The 18,067-nt window shown below is 74.8% G+C and carries 13 protein-coding genes; 9 read left to right on the top strand and 4 right to left on the bottom strand.

What is annotated here, in order from left to right:
* Positions 1-9 precede the first annotated feature (9 nt).
* Positions 10-1,485 carry a PucR family transcriptional regulator gene (locus tag Ae717Ps2_RS16845; RefSeq protein ID WP_075333590.1) on the bottom strand — a complete coding sequence of 492 codons (1,476 nt, stop codon included), beginning with the start codon at positions 1,483-1,485 and terminating at the stop codon, positions 10-12.
* Between the two features lie 115 nt (positions 1,486-1,600).
* Between Ae717Ps2_RS16845 and Ae717Ps2_RS16840 the strand changes: the two genes are divergently transcribed.
* From Ae717Ps2_RS16840 to Ae717Ps2_RS16815, 6 genes are all read left to right on the top strand, one after another.
* The gene (locus tag Ae717Ps2_RS16840) at positions 1,601-3,022 is read left to right on the top strand and encodes an aspartate aminotransferase family protein (RefSeq protein WP_075333589.1); all 1,422 of its coding nucleotides are present in this window, start codon (positions 1,601-1,603) and stop codon (positions 3,020-3,022) included.
* A 101-nt stretch (positions 3,023-3,123) separates the two neighbouring features.
* Positions 3,124-5,523, top strand: coding sequence for a glycerol-3-phosphate 1-O-acyltransferase (locus tag Ae717Ps2_RS16835; protein ID WP_020628117.1), 2,400 nt, complete (start codon positions 3,124-3,126; stop codon positions 5,521-5,523).
* A complete protein-coding gene (locus Ae717Ps2_RS16830) occupies positions 5,510-7,015 on the top strand; it encodes an HAD-IB family hydrolase (protein WP_075307216.1) in 1,506 nt (501 codons plus the stop codon). The genes Ae717Ps2_RS16835 and Ae717Ps2_RS16830 overlap by 14 nt, the downstream gene beginning before the upstream one ends.
* Positions 7,012-8,448: a wax ester/triacylglycerol synthase domain-containing protein gene (locus Ae717Ps2_RS16825; protein ID WP_075307213.1), complete on the top strand. Its 1,437-nt coding sequence runs from the start codon at positions 7,012-7,014 to the stop codon at positions 8,446-8,448. The genes Ae717Ps2_RS16830 and Ae717Ps2_RS16825 overlap by 4 nt, the downstream gene beginning before the upstream one ends.
* Positions 8,445-9,239, top strand: a complete 795-nt coding sequence (locus tag Ae717Ps2_RS16820; RefSeq protein WP_075307211.1) for an alpha/beta fold hydrolase — start codon at positions 8,445-8,447, stop codon at positions 9,237-9,239. The genes Ae717Ps2_RS16825 and Ae717Ps2_RS16820 overlap by 4 nt, the downstream gene beginning before the upstream one ends.
* Complete coding sequence (locus Ae717Ps2_RS16815; RefSeq protein WP_083695774.1) at positions 9,236-10,123, top strand: MaoC family dehydratase N-terminal domain-containing protein; 888 nt, start codon at positions 9,236-9,238, stop codon at positions 10,121-10,123. Before Ae717Ps2_RS16820 ends, Ae717Ps2_RS16815 begins: the two co-directional genes overlap by 4 nt.
* A gap of 45 nt (positions 10,124-10,168) precedes the next feature.
* Here the strand turns inward: Ae717Ps2_RS16815 and Ae717Ps2_RS16810 are convergent, their stop codons facing one another.
* The 3 genes from Ae717Ps2_RS16810 to Ae717Ps2_RS36175 are packed head-to-tail and all read right to left on the bottom strand — an operon-like array spanning position 10,169 to position 14,238.
* Entirely contained in the window at positions 10,169-10,897 is a 729-nt protein-coding gene (locus Ae717Ps2_RS16810) for a Clp protease N-terminal domain-containing protein (protein ID WP_075333588.1), read from the bottom strand.
* 49 nt (positions 10,898-10,946) lie between these two features.
* Positions 10,947-12,263, bottom strand: a complete 1,317-nt coding sequence (gene dinB / locus Ae717Ps2_RS35265; protein WP_075553741.1) for a DNA polymerase IV — start codon at positions 12,261-12,263, stop codon at positions 10,947-10,949.
* 46 nt (positions 12,264-12,309) lie between these two features.
* Positions 12,310-14,238, bottom strand: a complete 1,929-nt coding sequence (locus Ae717Ps2_RS36175) for a hypothetical protein (RefSeq protein WP_143510397.1) — start codon at positions 14,236-14,238, stop codon at positions 12,310-12,312.
* A gap of 98 nt (positions 14,239-14,336) precedes the next feature.
* On the opposite strand from Ae717Ps2_RS36175, the gene Ae717Ps2_RS16795 reads away from it, so the two are divergent.
* The 3 genes from Ae717Ps2_RS16795 (at position 14,337) to Ae717Ps2_RS16785 (ending at position 18,051) form a co-directional block, all read left to right on the top strand.
* Positions 14,337-15,164, top strand: coding sequence for a hypothetical protein (locus Ae717Ps2_RS16795; RefSeq protein ID WP_075333586.1), 828 nt, complete (start codon positions 14,337-14,339; stop codon positions 15,162-15,164).
* Positions 15,165-15,214: 50 nt separating this feature from the next.
* Positions 15,215-16,048, top strand: a complete 834-nt coding sequence (locus Ae717Ps2_RS16790) for a DUF1684 domain-containing protein (protein WP_075307203.1) — start codon at positions 15,215-15,217, stop codon at positions 16,046-16,048.
* A 197-nt stretch (positions 16,049-16,245) separates the two neighbouring features.
* Positions 16,246-18,051, top strand: a complete 1,806-nt coding sequence (locus Ae717Ps2_RS16785; protein ID WP_139318763.1) for an NAD(P)/FAD-dependent oxidoreductase — start codon at positions 16,246-16,248, stop codon at positions 18,049-18,051.
* Positions 18,052-18,067: the final 16 nt, after the last annotated feature.

Genomic DNA, 18,067 nt, shown 5'->3' with positions numbered 1-18,067 from the left:
GCGGCGGGCTCAGCGCGCGGCGCGGGCGTCGACGAGCAGGGCGAGGTGCAGCGTCGTCCGCACCTCGGGGTCGGTGAGGTCGAGGTCCAGCAGGGCGGACAGGCGGCGCAGCCGGGCGTAGGCCGCCGGGCGGCCCACCCCGAGCCTGCGGGCGACGTCGGCGACGACCCCGCCGGCGTCGACCAGGGCCCACAGGGTGTCCCGGGCGTCGGTCCGCGCGGCCGCGGGCAGTGCGCCCACCGGGCCGAGGACGTCCGCGGCGAAGCCGAGCAGATGGGGGTCGTCGCCGAGGCGGTGCACCAGCCCGCGCAGCGCGGGCACCCGGACGGGGCCGCGGCCGCCGGTCGCGGCGTGGGCGGCCGCGTCCTCGCGGGCCCTGCGCAGCAGGTCCGGCAGGTCGGCGACGGAACCGGGCCCGGCCGTCGCCGCGGCCGCCGTGGCGGGCAGCGCGGCGAGCAGCGGGCCGCCGTCGCCGGGGACGAGCACGACGAGCTCGCCGGGTGCGGGGGAGGCCACCGTCGCCGCCGGTGCGACGACGGCGAGTGCCGCCTCGAGGCCCTGCTCCGGGGGGTGGTCGCCGGTCGCGCGCAGCGCCACCACCGACAATCCGACGGCGGTGTCCAGCCCGGCGGCGCGGGCGCGCACCGCCAGCCGTCCTGCGTCGGACGGGACCGCGGCGGCCAGGTCGGCGACCAGCGCGTCGCGGGCGGCGCGCAGCAGGACCACCGGGTCCGGGTCGAGCAGCGACACCGCGTCCGCGGCGGCGTCGAGCACCGCGCGGACCCGGTCGGCGGTGCCCGGCGTCGGCCGTGACGGCACCGTCAGCCGCCCCCACCGCGCGCCCGGCCGCCCGACCGGCGCGGTCGCCCAGCCCTCGGGCCCGGCGGGCCCGGCGAGGCGCGAGCGCGCCACCCAGTCCCGCAGATCCGGATCGCCCGCCGTGAGCAGGACCCGGTGCGCGAGGTCCTCGCACACCACGGGCGCGTCGATCCGGCGGGCCAGCTCGTCGACCACGCGCTCGGGCCCCACCCGGTGCAGGGCGAGCGACCGGAACGCGGCCTCGGCGCCCGGCGGCCCGGGGAGGTCGTCGCCGCGGTCGACGATCTCCCCCAGCACGCCCGCGACGATCTCGGCGAAGCGCACCGTGCGGCGCAGCTCCACCAGTGGGAACCCGGCCGCGCGGGCGGCCTGCACCAGCCCGGCGGGTAGCGACGGCAGCTGCTGCCCGATCTCGACGACCAGCCCGACCGCCCCGGCGGCCCGCAGCGCGTCGACGTAGCGGGCGGGGACGGTGGTGGGGTCGGCCACCGGCATCCCCACCGACAGCACCAGCACCCCCGGGGGCAGCGTCCCGGCCGGGTCGGCGACCTCGCTGACGTGCACCCAGCGCACCGGGGTACCCAGCGCCGCCCGCCCGGCCCGGACGGCCGGTGCCCCCGCCCGGACCTCCGGACGGGCCAGCACGTCGGCGATGGTCGGGTGCACCGGGGATCCACTCCGTTCGCCGGAAGGCTCGGGACGATACGGATCGTATCCCTGACCGGAGCCCTCGCGGCGCCGACGATCGGAGGTGTCCACGCCGCTACCGAGGGAGCCCCACGTGACCGCCGTCGAGAACCCGACCCGGACCGAGGCCGGTGCCACCCCGGACGCGCCCGCCCTCTCGCCGCACGCCGACGCGGCGGGCCGGCACCTCTGGATGCACTTCGCCCGGATGCACGGCCGCGACGGCGCGAACCCGATCCCGGTCATCACCCGTGGCGAGGGCGTGCACCTGTGGGACGACCGCGGACGCCGGATCCTCGACGGCCTCGCCGGCCTGTTCGTCGTCCAGGCCGGGCACGGGCGGCGCGAGCTGGCCGAGGTCGCCGCCCGGCAGGCGTCGGAGCTGGCGTTCTTCCCGGTCTGGGGCTACACGACCCCACCCGCGGCCGAGCTCGCCGAGCGGCTGGCCCATCTCGCCCCCGGCGACCTGAACCGGGTCTTCTTCACCTCCGGCGGCGGCGAGGCCGTCGAGAGCGCCTGGAAGGTGGCCAAGCAGTACTTCAAGCTCCGCGGCCGCCCGCTCAAGCACAAGGTGATCTCCCGGGCGACGGCCTACCACGGCACCACGCACGGGGCGATGGCCGTGACCGGGCTGCCTGCGATGAAGAAGGACTTCGAGCCGCTGGCCCCCGGCGGGTTCCGCGTGCCCAACACCAACCTCTACCGCCACCCCGAGTTCGACGGCGACGCCGAGGCGCTGGGCCGCTGGGCCGCCGACCGGATCGAGGAGGCCATCGCGTTCGAGGGCGCCGACACCGTCGCCGCGGTCGTGCTGGAGCCGGTGCAGAACTCCGGCGGCTGCCTGACCGCGCCGCCGTCGTACTTCGCCCGGGTCCGCGAGATCTGCGACCGGCACGACGTGCTCCTCGTCGCCGACGAGGTGATCACCGGCTTCGGCCGCCACGGCGTCCCGTTCGCCAGCGCGAAGTTCGGGTTCACCCCGGACATCATCACCTGCGCGAAGGGCATGACCTCGGGCTACGGGCCGCTGGGCGCGATGATCGCCTCGGAGAAGGTGATCGAGCCGTTCCTCGCCCCCGGCGTGACGTTCCCGCACGGCTACACCTGGGGCGGGCACCCGGTCTCCGCCGCCGTCGCGCTCGCGAACCTCGACCTCATGGAGCGCGAGGACCTCTACGGCAACGTCGCGTCCCACGCCGACGCGTTCGGCGCGACCCTCGGCCGGCTCCGCGACCTGCCGATCGTCGGTGACGTCCGCGGCGACGGCTACTTCTGGGCGATCGAGCTCGTGCGCGACCGGGAGACCCGGGAGACCTTCGGCCCGCAGGAGCGGGAGCGGCTGGTGCGCGGCTTCCTCCCCGGTGCGCTGTTCGAGGCGGGCCTGTACTGCCGGCCCGACGACCGCGGGGACGTCGTGATCCAGCTGGCACCGCCGCTGATCGCCGGCCAGGCCGAGTTCGACGAGATGGAGCAGATCCTGCGGCACGTGCTCACCGAGGCGGCGGAGGTCGTATGAGTTCGTAGGGACCCGCCGCGTCGGGTTGTTGACCAACCGGCGGGTAACTAGGTTGAACGCGCAGGCGCCGCACCGCGGCGGGGCATGCGACGGGGGGCTCCATGACGACCGACGACCTCACCGGCGGACGCGAGGTCGTCGTGACCCAGGCCCGGTCGCACACCGAGCGCGGCATCCTGCGGCGCTGGGCCGAGGAGCACCACCCGGGCGCGAGGGTCGTCGGGATCGGGCCGAACGGCGAGGTGCCCTCCGCCCTGGGGGAGGCCCTGCACGGCGACGACACCGTGATCGTCCCCGCCCGCGTGGCCTGGGTGACCCCCGAGCCGGAGGACAGCGGCGCGGTCGGCAAGCTCACCGGCCTCGCGACCTCGGCCGTCATGCGGATGGCCTGGTCGCCGCTGCACCCCTCGATGGCCCGGCACCGCCCGGACGCGGCGCGGGTCGTCGTGGGGGAGGCCGCGACCGTCGCCGACCTGGTGTCGCGGTTCGTCGCCCAGGAGAGCGGGCGGCCCGGCAGCAACGGCTTCACCCGCTTCGTCGCCCGCCAGGCCGTGCTGGCCTGCGACCGGGCGGAGCGGCGGATCCTCGGCGACCGCTACAAGGTGCCGCGCCGGATGGTCGAGCAGATCACCTCCTCGTCGCGGTTCGCGGCGCTGGTCGACCGGCTCGCCCGGCAGACGGGCACCCCGGCCGCCGAGGTCGAGCAGCGCCTGGAGTCCTGCCTGCACGAGATGGCCGCGGTGCAGAGCCCGCCGGCGATCGACGTGTTCCGGGCGATGATGGGCCCGATGCACTCCAAGGCCTGGGACGTGCAGGTCGACGAGTCCGGGCTGGAGCGGCTGCGGGAGCTCAACAAGGAGCACGCACTGGTCTTCCTGCCCAGCCACCGGTCCTACGCCGACCCGCTGCTGTTCGCCGAGGTGCTGCACGACCGCGACTTCCCGCGCAACCACGTGCTCGGCGGCAACAACCTGTCGTTCTGGCCGATGGGGGCGCTGGGCCGCCGGGCCGGGATCGTGTTCATCCGGCGCACCTTCGGCGGGGACACGATCTACAAGGCCGCGATCCAGGAGTACCTGGGGCATCTGCTCGCGAAGCGCTTCAACCTGGAGTGGTACATCGAGGGCGGCCGCAGCCGCACCGGCAAGCTGCGCAAGCCCCGCATCGGGCTGCTGCGGTACCTGGTGTCCGCGCTGGAGGAGCGCCCCGAGCTCGACGCGATCCTGGTGCCGGTGTCGATCGTCTACGACCAGCTGCACGAGGTCGGTGCGATGGCCGCCGAGCAGCGTGGGGCGGCGAAGAAGGCCGAGGGCCTGGGCTGGCTGCTCGGCTACTTCCGGGACCAGCGCCGCCACATCGGCACCGCCCGGGTGCGCTTCGCCGAGCCGTTCGCGCTGCGCCAGGCGCTGGCCGACGCCGGGCCGGGCCGGGCCCAGCTGGAGAAGGTCGCGTTCCGGGTGTGCGCCGGCATCAACCGGGTCACCCCGGCCACCGCGACCTCGCTGGCGACCTTCGCGCTGCTCTGGGCGCAGGACCGGGCACTGACCCTGCAGCAGGTCCGGGAGGTCGTCGCGCCGTTGGCGGACTACCTGGAGGCCCGCGGCATCCCGGTGCCGATCGCCGAGCTGCGGACCCGGCACGGCCTGCGGATGACCCTCGACCGGCTCGCCGAGGCCGGTGTCGTCACGATCTACGACGGCGGCACCGAGCCCGTCTTCGCCATCAGCACCGGCCGCCACCACGTGGCCGCCTTCTACCGCAACGGCGCGCTGCACCACCTGCTCAACCGGGCCATGCTGGAGATCGCGCTGCTGCGGGTGGGCGACGCCGACCCGGACGAGGACATCGTCGAGGTCGCATGGCGGGAGCTGGCCCGGCTCCGGGACCTGCTGAAGTTCGAGTTCTTCTTCTCCACCCGCCGCGAGTTCCGCGCCGAGATCATCGGCGAGCTCGACCTCGTCGACCCGCAGTGGCGGACCCGCGCGGCGGACCCGGCCGACGTCCGCGGTGCGCTGCGGCAGGCGCCGCTGCTGGTCGCGCCGGGTGTGCTGCGCTCGTTCTTCGACGCCCAGCTCGTCGTCGCGGACCGGCTCGTCGCGCTCGGCGAGGAGCCGATGACCGACGAGAAGGAGTTCCTGGAGGACTGCCTGGGCGTCGGCCGCCAGATGCTGCTCCAGCAGCGGGTCGACCGCGCCGACTCGGTGTCGCGTGAGCTGTACGCCACCGCCGTGCGCCAGGCCGACAACCGCGACCTGCTCGCCGAGCCGGAGTCCGGCGCGGCCGGTGCGCCGCTGGCCGACCGGCGCGCCGCCTGGCTGACGGAGGTCACCGCGGTCATCCACGATCTGGGACGGCTGGGCGAGCTGCAGCGCGCCCGCCTCGAGGTGGTCCTCGGTTCCGGCGAGACGACGACGGTCGCGGCCTCCGCCGCCGCGGGCGCCGTCGTCCCGCCGGCCGGGGCGCAACAGCGTGCGGAAGGGGACTCGGGTGTCGCCAGCTGACGGTGCGCGGGACGGGGACACCCGGGCCAGGATCCGGGCCATCCAGGAGGCCGAGCCCGGACCGGGCACGATCGCCTACTTCGACTACGACGGCACCGTCATCGACGGCTACTCGGCGGGCGCGTTCTACCGCCGACGGCTGCGTGAGTTCGACGTCGGCCCGGTCGAGATGGTGCGAACGGTGCTCTCGGGCATGCGTGGAATCCGCACCGACGACGACTTCAAGGAGTTCCTCGCGATCACCCTCGCGACCTGGAAGGGCCGTAGCGAGGACGAGCTGCTCGCGCTGGGCCGGACCCTGTTCCGCGACGAGATCGCGGCCGCGCTGCACCCGGAGGTGTGGGAGCTCGTCGCCGCGCACCGGGAGCAGGGCCACCAGGTCGTGATGGCGTCCTCGGCGACCCGGTTCCAGGTGCAGCCGATGGCCGAGGAGCTGGGCGCGGACCGCGCACTGTGCACCGAGCTGGAGGTGCGCGACGGCGTGCTGACCGGCCGCGTCGCCGGGACCTCGCTGTGGGGGACCGGCAAGGCCGACGCGGTGCGGGCCGACGCCGCGGCGCACGGCGTCGACCTCGCGGACTGCTTCGGCTACGCCAACGGCACCGAGGACGCGGAGTTCCTCTCCGCCGTCGGGCACGCGGTGGCCGTCTCGCCGACCGACTCGCTGCGCCGGCTCGCGGTGGAGCGGGGCTGGCCGGTGCTCGACTGCGCACCGCGGGGCGGGCTGTTCCCGAGCGTCGCCGACCTCGCGCGGACCGCGGTGTTCTACGGCGGCCTGCTGGGTGGTCTCGCGACCGCGGCAGGCGCGGGTCTGCTGCACGGCTCGCGGCGACGCTTCGTGGACATGGCCGCCGGGGTGGGGTCCGACGTCGCGTTCGGGCTGGCCGGTATCGACGTCGAGGTCAGCGGCGCGGAGCACCTGCACTCGGCGCGCCCGTGCGTGTTCGTGTTCAACCACCAGTCCAAGTTCGACGTGCCGCTGATGATGAAGCTCCTCCGCGAGAACTTCACCGGCGTCGCGAAGAAGGAGGCCGCACAGATCCCGGTGTGGGGCCAGCTGTTCTGGGCGGCCGACGTCGCGTTCGTCGACCGCGGCAACTCCACCGCCGCCCGCGAGGCGCTGCGCCCCGCCGTGGAGAAGCTCCGCGACGAAGGGGTCTCGCTGGCCATCGCGCCGGAGGGGACGCGCTCGGCGACGCCGCGGCTCGGCCCGTTCAAGAAGGGCGCGTTCCACATCGCGATCCAGGCCGGTGTCCCGATCGTCCCGGTGGTCATCCGCAATGCCGGCGAGATCATGTGGCGGGGTGCACAGACGATGCGCGGTGGCACCGTGCAGGTCGCGGTGCTCCCGCCGGTGGACACCTCGTCGTGGGTGCCGGAGGACGTCGGGAAGTACGCCGACCAGGTCCGCGACCAGTTCCTCGACACGCTCGCGGCCTGGCCCGAGCGGCGGATCGCGCAGGACGGACGCACCCAGGAGGACCCGGCATGAGTGACACTCCGCTGGCGTGGGGTTCGGTCCGCGAGATCTCGTCGTTCGAGACGATGATGTGGCGTGCGGAGGCCGACGACCCCCGGTTCCGCTCGCCGGTCCTCGCGGTCGAGCTGCTCGACATCCGGCCGGACTGGGACCGGCTCGTGGCCGCCGTCGACTGGGCGACGCGGATGGTGCCGCGCTTCCGCGAGCGGATCCGCGAGCCGCTCGGCGGGCTGGGCACGCCCTACTGGATCCACGACGTCGAGTTCGACCTGCACTACCACCTGCGCCGGGTGCGCATCCCCGGCGCGGGACCCGACTTCTGGCCGGAGCTGTCCTCGATCGCCGAGCAGTTCATGATGACGCCGTTCGACCGGGAGCGGCCGCTGTGGGAAGCGACCCTCGTCGAAGGTCTCCCGGGCGGTCGCGCCGCGTTCCTGCTGAAGCTGCACCACGTGCTCACCGACGGGATGGGTGTGGTCCAGCTGCTGTCGCAGCTGCACAGCCGCAAGCGGGAGCACGACGAGGAGAAGCCGCAGCCCCCCGCACCCGCCACCGAGACGCCCGACCCGCTGGCCGAGGTCGACCGGCTGGTGCGCCGTGAGGCCGGCATCGTCCCGGCGACGGTGCGCGCCGCGCGCGACGTCGTCGGCGCGCTGACCCACCCGCTCTCCGCGGCCCGCGACAGCGCGCGCTACCTGGAGTCCGCGCTGCGGGTGCTGTCGCCGCCGCCGGGCACCGGGTCGGAGCTGCTGCGCCCGCGCGGGACGTCGTGGCGGTTCGTCGCGCTCGACGTCTCCTTCCCCGACCTGCGGGCGGCCGCGAAGACGGTCGGCGGCTCGTTCAACGACGCCTACGTGGCCTCGCTGCTCGGCGCCTTCCGCCGCTACCACGAGGAGATGGGCCACCCGGTCCCCGGCGACGCCGTCCTGCGCACCTCGGTTCCGGTGTCGGTGCGCCGACCCGGGGACGCCGACGGCGGCAACCGGTGGGCGCCGGCCCGGCTGCGCGGCCCGATGGGCATCGCCGACCCGGCCGCCCGGCTGCGGGCGGTCGGTGAGCAGATGCGTGCGGCCCACGAGGAGCCCGCGCTGGAGAGCCCGGACGTCGTCGCCCCGCTGCTGGCCCGGCTGCCCGGACCGCTGCTGACGCTGGTGGCGGGCGGGTCGACCCAGGGCAACGACCTGCAGGCCTCGAACGTGCCGGGCCTGCGGGCGGAGGCGTTCCTGTGCGGGGCACGGATCGATCGGGTCTACCCGTTCGCGCCGCTGCCCGGCTGCGCGGCGATGATCACCGTCGTCACGCACGGCGAGCTCTGCTGCGTCGGGGCGAACATCGACGCCGCCGCCATCACCGACCGCGACACGTTCGCGCGCTGCCTGGCCGAGGGGTTCTCCGAGGTCCTCGCCCTGCACCCGGGGTCGGCCGAGCCGGTGGTGGTGGCGTGAGCGCCGTCCACGTCGGCGGGTCCGGCGAGCCGTTGCTGCTGCTGCACGGGGTGACGTCGTCGTGGCGGGCCTGGAAGCCGGTGCTGGCGATGCTCGAGGAGCACCACGAGGTCTGGGCGGTCACCATGCCCGGCCACCTGAACGGCCCCCCGATGCCCGAGGGCGAGTTCAGCATCGACCTGCTGGTCGACGCGCTGCTCGACCAGCTCGACGGGCTCGGCGTGCCCGAGCGCCCGCACGTCGTGGGGAACTCCCTCGGCGGCTGGGTCGCGCTGGAGCTGGCCCGCCGCGGGCGCGCCCGGTCGGTCGTGGCGCTGTCCCCGGCCGGGACCTGGGAGATGCCCGCCGACCTGTACCGGTTGCTCGCGAGCTTCCGGATCGGCGCGATGCTCGCCGGGTGGGCGCCGGTCCGGGCGCTCGCCTCGTGCGGTCTGATCCGCCGGCTGATGCTGCGCGCGCTGTCCGAGCGCACCGACCGCTTCACCCCCGAGGAGGTCGCCGAGCTGTTCGCGGACTTCCTCGGCTGCACGGTGCTCGACCCGCTGCTGTCCGCCGCGCGGATGGACAACGCGATGGCACCGTTCGAGGAGCTGCCCTGCCCGGTCCGGATCGCGTGGTCGGGCTCGGACCGCACGATCCCCTACAGCCGTTACGGGCGCCCCATGATGGACGCCGTGCCCGGCGCGGAGTTCGTCGTGCTGCCGGGGGTCGGGCACGTGCCGATGGTCGACAACCCGGCCCTGGTCGCGTGGACGATCCTGCAGCACACCCGCTACGAGGTGGCCTCGTGACCGGGCCGGCCGCCGGGTCGCCGGACGGGGCCGTGGACCTGGCCGCGGCGGTCGAGGGCTGGGCGCCGGAGCCGCTCGTCGGCACCGACGCGGTGTCCGCGTGGTCGGTCGCCGCGTTCTCCGGCCTGCTGGACCTCGACCCGGTCGCCGCCGAGGGCGACCCGCTCCCGCCGCTGTGGCACTGGTTCGCCTTCCTCGACACCCCGCCGACGTCCGCGCTCGGCGACGACGGGCACCCCGGCGAGGGTCGCTTCCTGCCGCCGATCCCGGACCGGCGACGCATGGTCGCCGGCGGCCGCCTGACCTGGCACGCGCCGTGGCGGGTCGGTGAACCGGTGACCCGCCGCCAGGAGCTCGGCCCGGTCCGCGTGAAGCAGGGCCGCAGCGGGCAGATGGCCTTCGTGACCACCCGCGCGGAGTTCCACCGCGGTGACACGCTCCTCTGCGTCGAGGAGCAGGACATCGTCTACCGCTCGCAGCCCGCGGGCACCGGGCGCGGGATCACCGCCCCGGACCCGGCGCCGCGTCCGGAGCACGAGTGGGGATTCACCGTGCCGACCGGCCCGGAGCTCCTGTTCCGCATGTCGGCGCTGACCTACAACACCCACCGCATCCACTACGACCTGCCCTACGTCACCGAGGTGGAGGGCTATCCCGGGCTGGTCGTGCACGGCCCGCTGTTCGCGCTGCTCGGCCTGGAGATCGCGCGACGCCACCGCCCGACGGCGTTCGTCCGCGGCTTCGAGTACCGCCTCACCGCACCGGCCTTCGCCGGCGCGGACGTCTGGGTCGGCGGGACCCCGGACGGGGACCGCATCGTCGTCGCCGCGGGATCGGACGGGGCACCGGAGTCGGTGCGGGGGAGCATCGAGCTGGCGTCCTGACCGGTCAGGTCCGCGGGGCGTGGCGGCGGACGAACTGCCGAGGAGTCACGGTGTCTCGGGGTCCTCCATCGCGGCGAGTGCCTGGGCCAGGGACTCCTCGACGCGGGCGGCTTCGACACCGGCCGCGGACAGGACGCCGTCGCCGTCCTCGGTCTCCAGCAGCGCGAGCAGGACGTGCTCGGTGCCGACGTAGTTGTGTCCCAGCCGCAGCGCGTGGCGGAACGTCAGCTCCAGGGTCTTCTTCGTGTCCGGGTCGAACGGGATGAGGGCGGGGAGGGTGTCCGCGGGGGCGGGCAGCGCTGCGGTGGCGGCCTCGCCCAGCGCCGCGGTGTCGGTGCCGAGCCCGGTCAGCAGCAGCACCGCGAGCCCACGGGTCTCGGAGAGCACGCCGAGGAGCAGGTGCTCCGGCGTGATCCGGTCGTTGCCGGCCGCACGGGCCGCCTCCTGGGCGGCGACGACGACGGCCCGCGCCCGCGGGGTGAAGCGCTCGAAGCCGCCCGCCATGTCGGTCCTGGGGTCGGCACGCGGCACGAACCGCTTCTGCGCGGCCTGCTTGGACACCCCCATGCTGCGGCCGATCTCGGTCCAGGAGGCGCCGGAACGGCGCGCCTGGTCCACGAAGTGGCCGATCAGGTGGTCGGCCACCTCACCGAGGTGGTCGCCGGCGAGTACTGCGTCGGACAGCTGCTCCAGGGGGTCCTGGTGGATGGCGGTGATGGCTCGGATGAGGTCGTCGAGACGGACGGTGGTGCCCGGAGGCGTCGGAGTTCCCATGCGTCAACTGTAAGTTGACGCAGGCGATCCGTCAACATTGAGTTGACGGTCATTCGTGCTCGGGCAGGAGCGGCACCTGCAGGCCCTCGTCGTGGCCGAGGCGGCTGGCGCGGCCGACCGAGGCCGATCCGAACCGGCTCCGGACGGCGTCGAGCGCGGTGTCCAGGGCGGGTCCGGCGTGCGCGTCGAGCGGCAGCTCCAGCTGCAGGGCGTCGTCGCGGTCGAGGTTGGTCAGCGACAGGCCGAGCAGGGTGATCCCGCGGCGGTGGATCTCGGGCAGCGCGTCGACGAGCAGTCGTCGTGCCGCGGACAGGATCGTCGGAGTGTGGGCAGTGGCGACCGGCAGGGTGTGCGAGCGCGTGATGCGGGCGTAGTCGCCGAACCGCACCCTCAGCACGACGGTGCGGCAGACCCGGCCGCCGGCGGGGGTGCCGATCGCGCCGGTGCCCGCCGGATCGTCCGGGTCGTCGCCCGGCCCGGCGGCGTCGAACGGGTCCGGGGTCCCGTCCTGCTCGTCGCGGTCGGAGCCGCGGGGGGCGCGAAGTCGCCGGGCCAGCCGGTCGACGGTCGAGGCCAGGATGCCGTCGAGCTCGGCGTCGGTGCGCGGGCGCCGGCCCAGGGCCCGCTGCGACCCGATCGACCGGCGGGTCCGGTGGGTGTCCACCGGCCGGGGGTCCTGCAGGTGGGCCAGGGCGTGCAGGTGGCGGCCCGCGGCGGGTCCCAGGTAGGAGACCAGCGCCGCCTCGCCCAGCGACGCGACGTCGGCGACGGTCCGGACCCCGACCTCGTGGAGCCGGGCCGCGGTCACCGCGCCGACGCCCCACAGGCTGCGCACCGGCAGCGGGTGCAGGAACTCCCGTTCCCGGTCGGGGTCGACGACCAGCAACCCGTCGGGCTTCGACGCCCCGCTGGCCACCTTCGCGAGGAACTTCGTGCGGGCCACGCCGACGCTGATCGGCAGACCCGCCTCCCCGGCCACCCGCTCGCGCAGCCGCGTCGCGATCTCCCGGGGGGTCCCCGCGATCCTCAACAGCCCGCCGACCTCCAGGAACGCCTCGTCGATGGACAGCCCCTCGACCTCCGGGGTCGTGTCGCGGAACAGCGCGAACACCGCGCGGCTCGCCTCGGAGTAGGCCGCCATCCGCGGCGGCACGACGACCGCCTGCGGGCACAGTGCCCGCGCCTGGCGCCCGTTCATCGCGGTCCGCACGCCGTAGGCCTTCGCCTGGTAGCTGGCCGCCAGCACGACACCGCCGCCCACGATCACCGGTCGCCCGCGCAGCCGCGGGTCGTCGCGCTGCTCGACCGACGCGTAGAACGAGTCCAGGTCGGCATGCAGGATGGTGGCCAGGCCGCGCACGAACACATGTTCGCATGCGGCCGGGCCGACGGCGAGGGCTCGGTGTGGTGTCTCAGGCGCCCCCGGTCCGGCTGCGCCAGCGCTCGCGGGCCCGCCGGGCGGCCTTCGCCACCGCGGCGTCGGGGTGGTGCTCGCCCAGCGCGGCGAGCACGTCGCCGACCCGGGGATGGTCGAGCTGCCACAGCATGTCGAACACGTCGAGGGACTCGGGCGGGAACTCGGCGGCGAACGCGTCCGGCCAGTCCTCGGCGTCGACGGTGTCCAGCGCGACGGCCAGCACGTCGACCGAGGCGACCAGCAGGAGCTCCGGCTCGACGGCGTCGGGGTCCAGCTCCCCGCGCGCGACGAGCCGGCGGGCCACCATCCCGCGGTGCGGGCCGTCGAGGTGCTCGCGCAGCAGGGTGTCGACGGTGTCGGCGCCGAACCGGTCCGCGGCCACCCCGGTCGCGGTGAGCGCGACCAGCAGCGACTGTCCCGGCGCGAGCGCGGCGGCCACGAAGTCCGCGACCGCGCGGGCCGGGTCGGGCTGCGCGGCGTGCCAGGCGTCGATGTCGCGGCGCCACTCGTCCGGCGCGACCTCCCCGGCCAGCTCGACGATCTCCGCGGCCGAGGCGACCGCCGGGTCCGGGCGGGTCGGGTAGTGCAGGTCCTCGGCGGCGAGCAGCAGCAGCGCGCAGGCGACCCCACCGGGAGTCAGCTGCACGATCCCGCCGACCCGCACCTGGCCGACCAGGTCGTCGGGCTCGGTCCGCGAGCCGGTCCAGGCGACGACGCCGAGCCGCTCCAGCTGCTCCAGCAGCAGCTGCGCCCGGCCCTCGGCGACACCGGTGTCGCCGGGCTGCTCCTCGGTCCAGTCGAGCAGCACGTCCAGGGCGTGGCACAGGTCGTCGTGGTCGACGCCGTCCTCGACGTGGCGCAGCAGGAACAGCAGGGCCGGGGTCGCGTCCTCCGAGGGCGGGCCGTCCCCGGCGCCGAGCAGCGCCTCGATCGTCTCGTCGTCGATCCCGGCCCCCGGCACCGGGGCCTCGTCGTCGATCCCGGCCCCCGGCACCGGGGCCTCGTCGTCGAACCCGAGGACCACGTCCTCGAGCGGTGCGGGCAGCGACGGGTGGGCCGACGAGCCGGCCGGGCGGTCGGGGTCCGTCCCGTCGTCGACGACGGCACGCGGCCAGCCGGTCGAGAGCGCCCCCACGTCGCGGGCGGCCAGCACGAGGTCCTCGTGGGCCGTGGTGTCGTCGAGCCCGGCGAACCGTGGCACGGCCACCAGCCTGCCCTTCTCCCGGCGCACCGCGCCCGCGCGCACGCTGGTCTCCAGCACCCAGGTGAGCGTCCGCAGCCGGGTGGAGCGGTCGAGGCGGCCGTAGCGGTCCGGCTCGTCACCGGTGCCGAGCAGGTCCACCAGCTCCCGCGCGTCGGCCAGCCGCAGGTTGCCGGTCGCGGTCAGCGGCCTGCCGCGGTCGCCGCACCAGGCGGCCAGCGCGCGGGCGTCGTGCAGGATCCGGGCCTGCGCCGCGGACGCCGCCCGGTCGGCGGGCGAGGGGATCCGCACCGGGTCCGGGTCGTCGCCCAGCTCGGTCAGCAGCGGGGACCCGGCTCCGGCCTCCAGCTCCTCGTACTCCTGTACGTACTCCCCGCACAGCCGCCGCACCTGCGACGGCCGCGGCCCGCCCGGGGCGAGCAGCCCCCGTTCGTCGAGGTGCTCGATGAACGCCGCGACGCTCGCGGGCACCAGACGCACCGGCAGCCGGTGCTCCAGCACGACGTGCGGGCACCAGCCGTCGAGGAAGGTCTCGACGTGCTCCAGGGGCCAGTCCGCGAGGTCACCGTCCGCCGCCAGCCACTTGTACTGCAGCAACAGCTCCGCCGACATCGGCTCGGCGTCCACCTCGTTCTCGGTGAGCCACGCCGCGAACCCGTCGAGCAGTTCCTGGGCGGCCGCGTGGAACTCGTCGTCGGAGTCCGGGCCGAACCGCATGCGCATGGCCCGAGTGTGCACGCCCGGCGGGCCGGCCACACCCACGGCCACGGATCGGCGTGTCCGGAGCGGGCCACCGGCTCGGCAGGCAGGATGGCCGGGACATGACCACACTCCTCGCCCTGCTCGCGGCCGCGGCCGCCATGGCCGGCAACACCGTCGCCGCCCTCTGGGAGGCCCGCGGGAGCCGGCTGGCGAAGTACGGGCGGCCGGTGTGGCTGCAGCCGTGGTTCCTGGCCGGGCTGTTCGCCGACATCCTGGCCTGGGTGCTCACCGTGGTCGCACTGCGGTACCTGCCGGTCTTCGCGGTCCAGTCGATCCTCGCCGGCGCCATCGCGCTGACCACGCTGGCCGACCACGGCTGGAACCCGTGGAACCTGATCCGGCGCGACCGGTGGGCCGTCCTGGCGGTGCTCGCAGGCCTGGTCGTGGTGGCCGCGAGCGCCGAGCCGGACCGTCCGGACGCGTTGCCCCCCGTGGCCACCCCGGTCCTGCTGGTGTCGTTCGTGCTGATCCTCGCCGCCGCACCGTTGGTGTGGCGTGCCGGCCGGCCGATGCTGCTGGCGCTGCTGGCCGGGCTCGGGTTCGGCGGTACCGCGCTGGCCGTGCGGGCCATCCACCCCGGGCCCCTGCGCTGGGAGACCGCGGGCAGCCTGCTGCTCGACCCGCTGGTGTACGGCGTCGTCGCGATGGGTGTGCTCGGGGTGCTGGCCTTCGCCCGTGCCCTGCAGGACGGCGCCGTCGGCCCGGCGACGGCGGTGCTGTCGGTGACCGAGGTCGTGGTGCCGGGCGTCGTCGGGCTCGCGCTGCTCGGCGACCGGATCCGGCCGGGCTGGGAGGGCGCGGCGCTGGCCGGGGTGCTGGTCGCGCTGGCCGGGGTGGTCGTGCTGACCCGTCCCGACCCGGAGTCGGTGCGCCGCCGGGTGCACTGAGCCGGGCCCCGAGCGGGAACAGCCACGGCCGGAGCCGGTGTTGCCCCCACATGACGAGCACCTGGACCTCCGCGACGACCGAGAGCACCGAGCGCGCCGCGTACGACACCTGGCGCGCCGACCGCGAGCGGACCCTGGCCGAGCCGCACGGCTGGCTGTCGCTGACCGCCCTGCACTGGCTCGACGACGGCGAGGGCGGGCTGCCGGGGCTGCCCGGCACCTGGCGGGTCGCCGGCCCGGACGCGGTCGCGGTCACCGCCGAGGCGGCCGACGGCGTCGTCCTGCCCGGCACCGACGCGCCGCTCGACGGCACGGCGCACCTGCACCCGGTGGACGGCGCACCCGGGGTGATGGTCACCGTGGGGGAGCGGGTCGTCGAGATCGCGCGGCGCACCGACTCCTACGCGCTGCGCGTGCGCGACCCGAGGGCGGTCACCCGGACCGCCTTCACCGGTGTCCCGGCCTGGGGTTACGACCCGGCCGCGGTCGTCGACGCGGTGTTCACCCCCTACGACGCGCCGCGCACCGTCACCGTGGACGCCGTCGTCGCCGGCCTGCAGCACTTCCCGACCGCGGTCGGCGAGGTCGCCTTCACCTGGGCGGGCCGCCCGCAGCGACTGGTGGCGCTGGCGGGCAAGGACGGGGGCCTGTCCCTGCACTTCCGCGACGCCACCTCCGGGGACACCACCTACGGCGGCGGGCGCATCCTGCGCGCCGACGACCCCGCCCCGGACGGGACCCTGCGCCTCGACCTGAACCGGGTGGTGAACCTGCCCTGCGCGTTCACCGCGTACGCCACCTGCCCGCTGCCGCCGGCCGGGAACACCCTGGACGTGCCGGTGGAGGCGGGTGAGCGGACCCCGTCGCGGCCCGACCAGGTCTGAGGCGAGGGGCGGCCCGGCACACGGGGAGCGTGTGCCGGGCCGGGGGCGGCGAGCCCCCATGCCGCGGCGGTTGCAACCTCCCCGCAACCGGTGTCGTGGGTCACGCGGGTGGTGTTCACTCCGGTCGTTGCCCCGACGACCGCGGCTGGACGGCGAGCGCCGCCACGGTCGTGGCGAACCGCTCGCTGGAGGTGCCCGTGACGACCACGCAGGAGAAGACGGCGGCACGCACGACCGCGGAGGGCTGGCTCACCGCCTTCGCCGACGCCCTGTCCGCCCGCGACATCGACCGCGCCGTCGGGCTGTTCGCCGACGAGAGCTACTGGCGCGACCTGGTCGCGTTCACCTGGAACCTGAAGACCGTCGAGCACCACGACGGCATCCGTGACCTGCTGACCCACACCCTGGACCCGACCGACCCGTCGCACTGGGCGCTCTCCGCCGAGCCGACCGAGGCCGGCGGCGTCACCGAGGGGTGGTTCACGTTCGAGACCGCCGTCGGGCGCGGCTCCGGGCACGTCCGCATCGTCGACGGGAAGGCGTGGACCCTGCTCACCACCCTCGACGAGCTGAAAGGCCACGAGGAGCCCCGCGGGGAGAACCGGCCGCTCGGCACCGAACACGGCGCCAACCCCGCCCGGGTCACCTGGAAGGAACGCCGCGACGCCGAGCTGGCCGAGCTGGGCCACACCCGCGACCCCGAGGTCGTGATCATCGGCGGCGGGCAGGGCGGCATCGCGCTGGGCGCCCGGCTGCGCCAGCTCGGTGTCGACACGATCATCGTCGAGCGCAACGAGCGGCCCGGCGACTCCTGGCGCAAGCGCTACAAGAGCCTCGCCCTGCACGACCCGGTCTGGTACGACCACCTGCCGTACCTGAAGTTCCCGGACAACTGGCCGGTGTTCGCGCCGAAGGACAAGATCGGCGACTGGCTGGAGTTCTACACGCGGATCATGGAGCTGAACTACTGGGGCTCCACCACCGCGAACAGCGCCGAGTTCGACGAGGCGTCCGGTCGCTGGCGCGTCGTCGTCGACAGGGCGGGCGAGCAGATCACCCTGCGCCCGCGCCAGCTCGTGATCGCGCTCGGCGTCTCCGGCAAGCCGAACATCCCCGACTTCCCCGGGCAGGAGCAGTTCCGCGGCGAGGTGCAGCACTCGTCCCAGCACCCCGGCCCGGACGCCTACCGGGGCAAGAAGGTCGTGGTCATCGGCTCGAACAACTCCGCCTTCGACATCTGCGGGTCGCTGTGGGAGGTCGGCGCCGACGTCACGATGGTGCAGCGCTCCTCGACCCACATCATCCGGTCCGAGTCGCTGCTGGAGTACTGCCTCAAGGGCCTCTACTCCGAGGAAGCGGTCGCGAACGGCGTCGACACCCACACCGCGGACATGATCTTCGCGTCGTTGCCGTACCGCATCATGAACCAGTTCGAGAAGCCGAACTACGACAAGGTCCGCGAGATCGACGCCGAGTTCTACGCCAAGCTGGAGAAGGCGGGCTTCGACCTCGACTTCGGCGACGACGACTCCGGTCTGTTCATGAAGTACCTGCGCCGTGGCTCGGGCTACTACATCGACGTGGGTGCCGCCGAGCTCGTCGCCGACGGCAAGGTGAAGCTGGTCCGCGGCCAGATGCAGGAGTTCACCGAGAAGGGCGTGAAGCTCGCCGACGGCACCGAGCTCGACGCCGACCTCGTCGTGTTTGCGACCGGCTACCGGTCGATGAACGGCCTCGCCGCCGACATCGTCGGCCAGGACGTCGCGGACACGGTGGGCAAGGTGTGGGGCCTGGGCTCGGACACGACCAAGGACCCCGGTCCCTGGGAGGGCGAGCAGCGCAACATGTGGAAGCCCACCCAGCAGCAGAACCTGTGGTTCCACGGCGGGAACCTGCACCAGAGCCGGTTCTACTCGCTGTACCTGGCGCTGCAGCTCACGGCGCGGGCGGCGGGCATCGACACCCCCGTCTACGGGCTGCAGGAGCGGCACCACCTCTCCTGACCGCCGAGCAGGAGAG

Origin of the sequence: Pseudonocardia sp. Ae717_Ps2 (genome assembly GCF_001932475.1) — a bacterium.
In the GTDB taxonomy this organism is placed as follows: Bacteria; Actinomycetota; Actinomycetes; order Mycobacteriales; family Pseudonocardiaceae; genus Pseudonocardia.
The sequence above is the reverse complement of the archived record's forward strand: the minus strand, read 5'-3'. Positions and strand labels throughout refer to the sequence as shown.

Excerpts from the sequence above, each read along its gene's own strand:
- Ae717Ps2_RS36175 (WP_143510397.1), bottom strand. The coding sequence starts at position 14,238 with ATGCGCATGCGGTTCGGCCCGGACTCCGACGACGAGTTCCACGCGGCC.
- Ae717Ps2_RS16795 (WP_075333586.1), top strand. The coding sequence starts at position 14,337 with ATGACCACACTCCTCGCCCTGCTCGCGGCCGCGGCCGCCATGGCCGGC.
- Ae717Ps2_RS16825 (WP_075307213.1), top strand. The coding sequence starts at position 7,012 with ATGAGTGACACTCCGCTGGCGTGGGGTTCGGTCCGCGAGATCTCGTCG.
- Ae717Ps2_RS16810 (WP_075333588.1), bottom strand. The coding sequence starts at position 10,897 with ATGGGAACTCCGACGCCTCCGGGCACCACCGTCCGTCTCGACGACCTC.
- Ae717Ps2_RS16790 (WP_075307203.1), top strand. The coding sequence starts at position 15,215 with ATGACGAGCACCTGGACCTCCGCGACGACCGAGAGCACCGAGCGCGCC.
- Ae717Ps2_RS16835 (WP_020628117.1), top strand. The coding sequence starts at position 3,124 with ATGACGACCGACGACCTCACCGGCGGACGCGAGGTCGTCGTGACCCAG.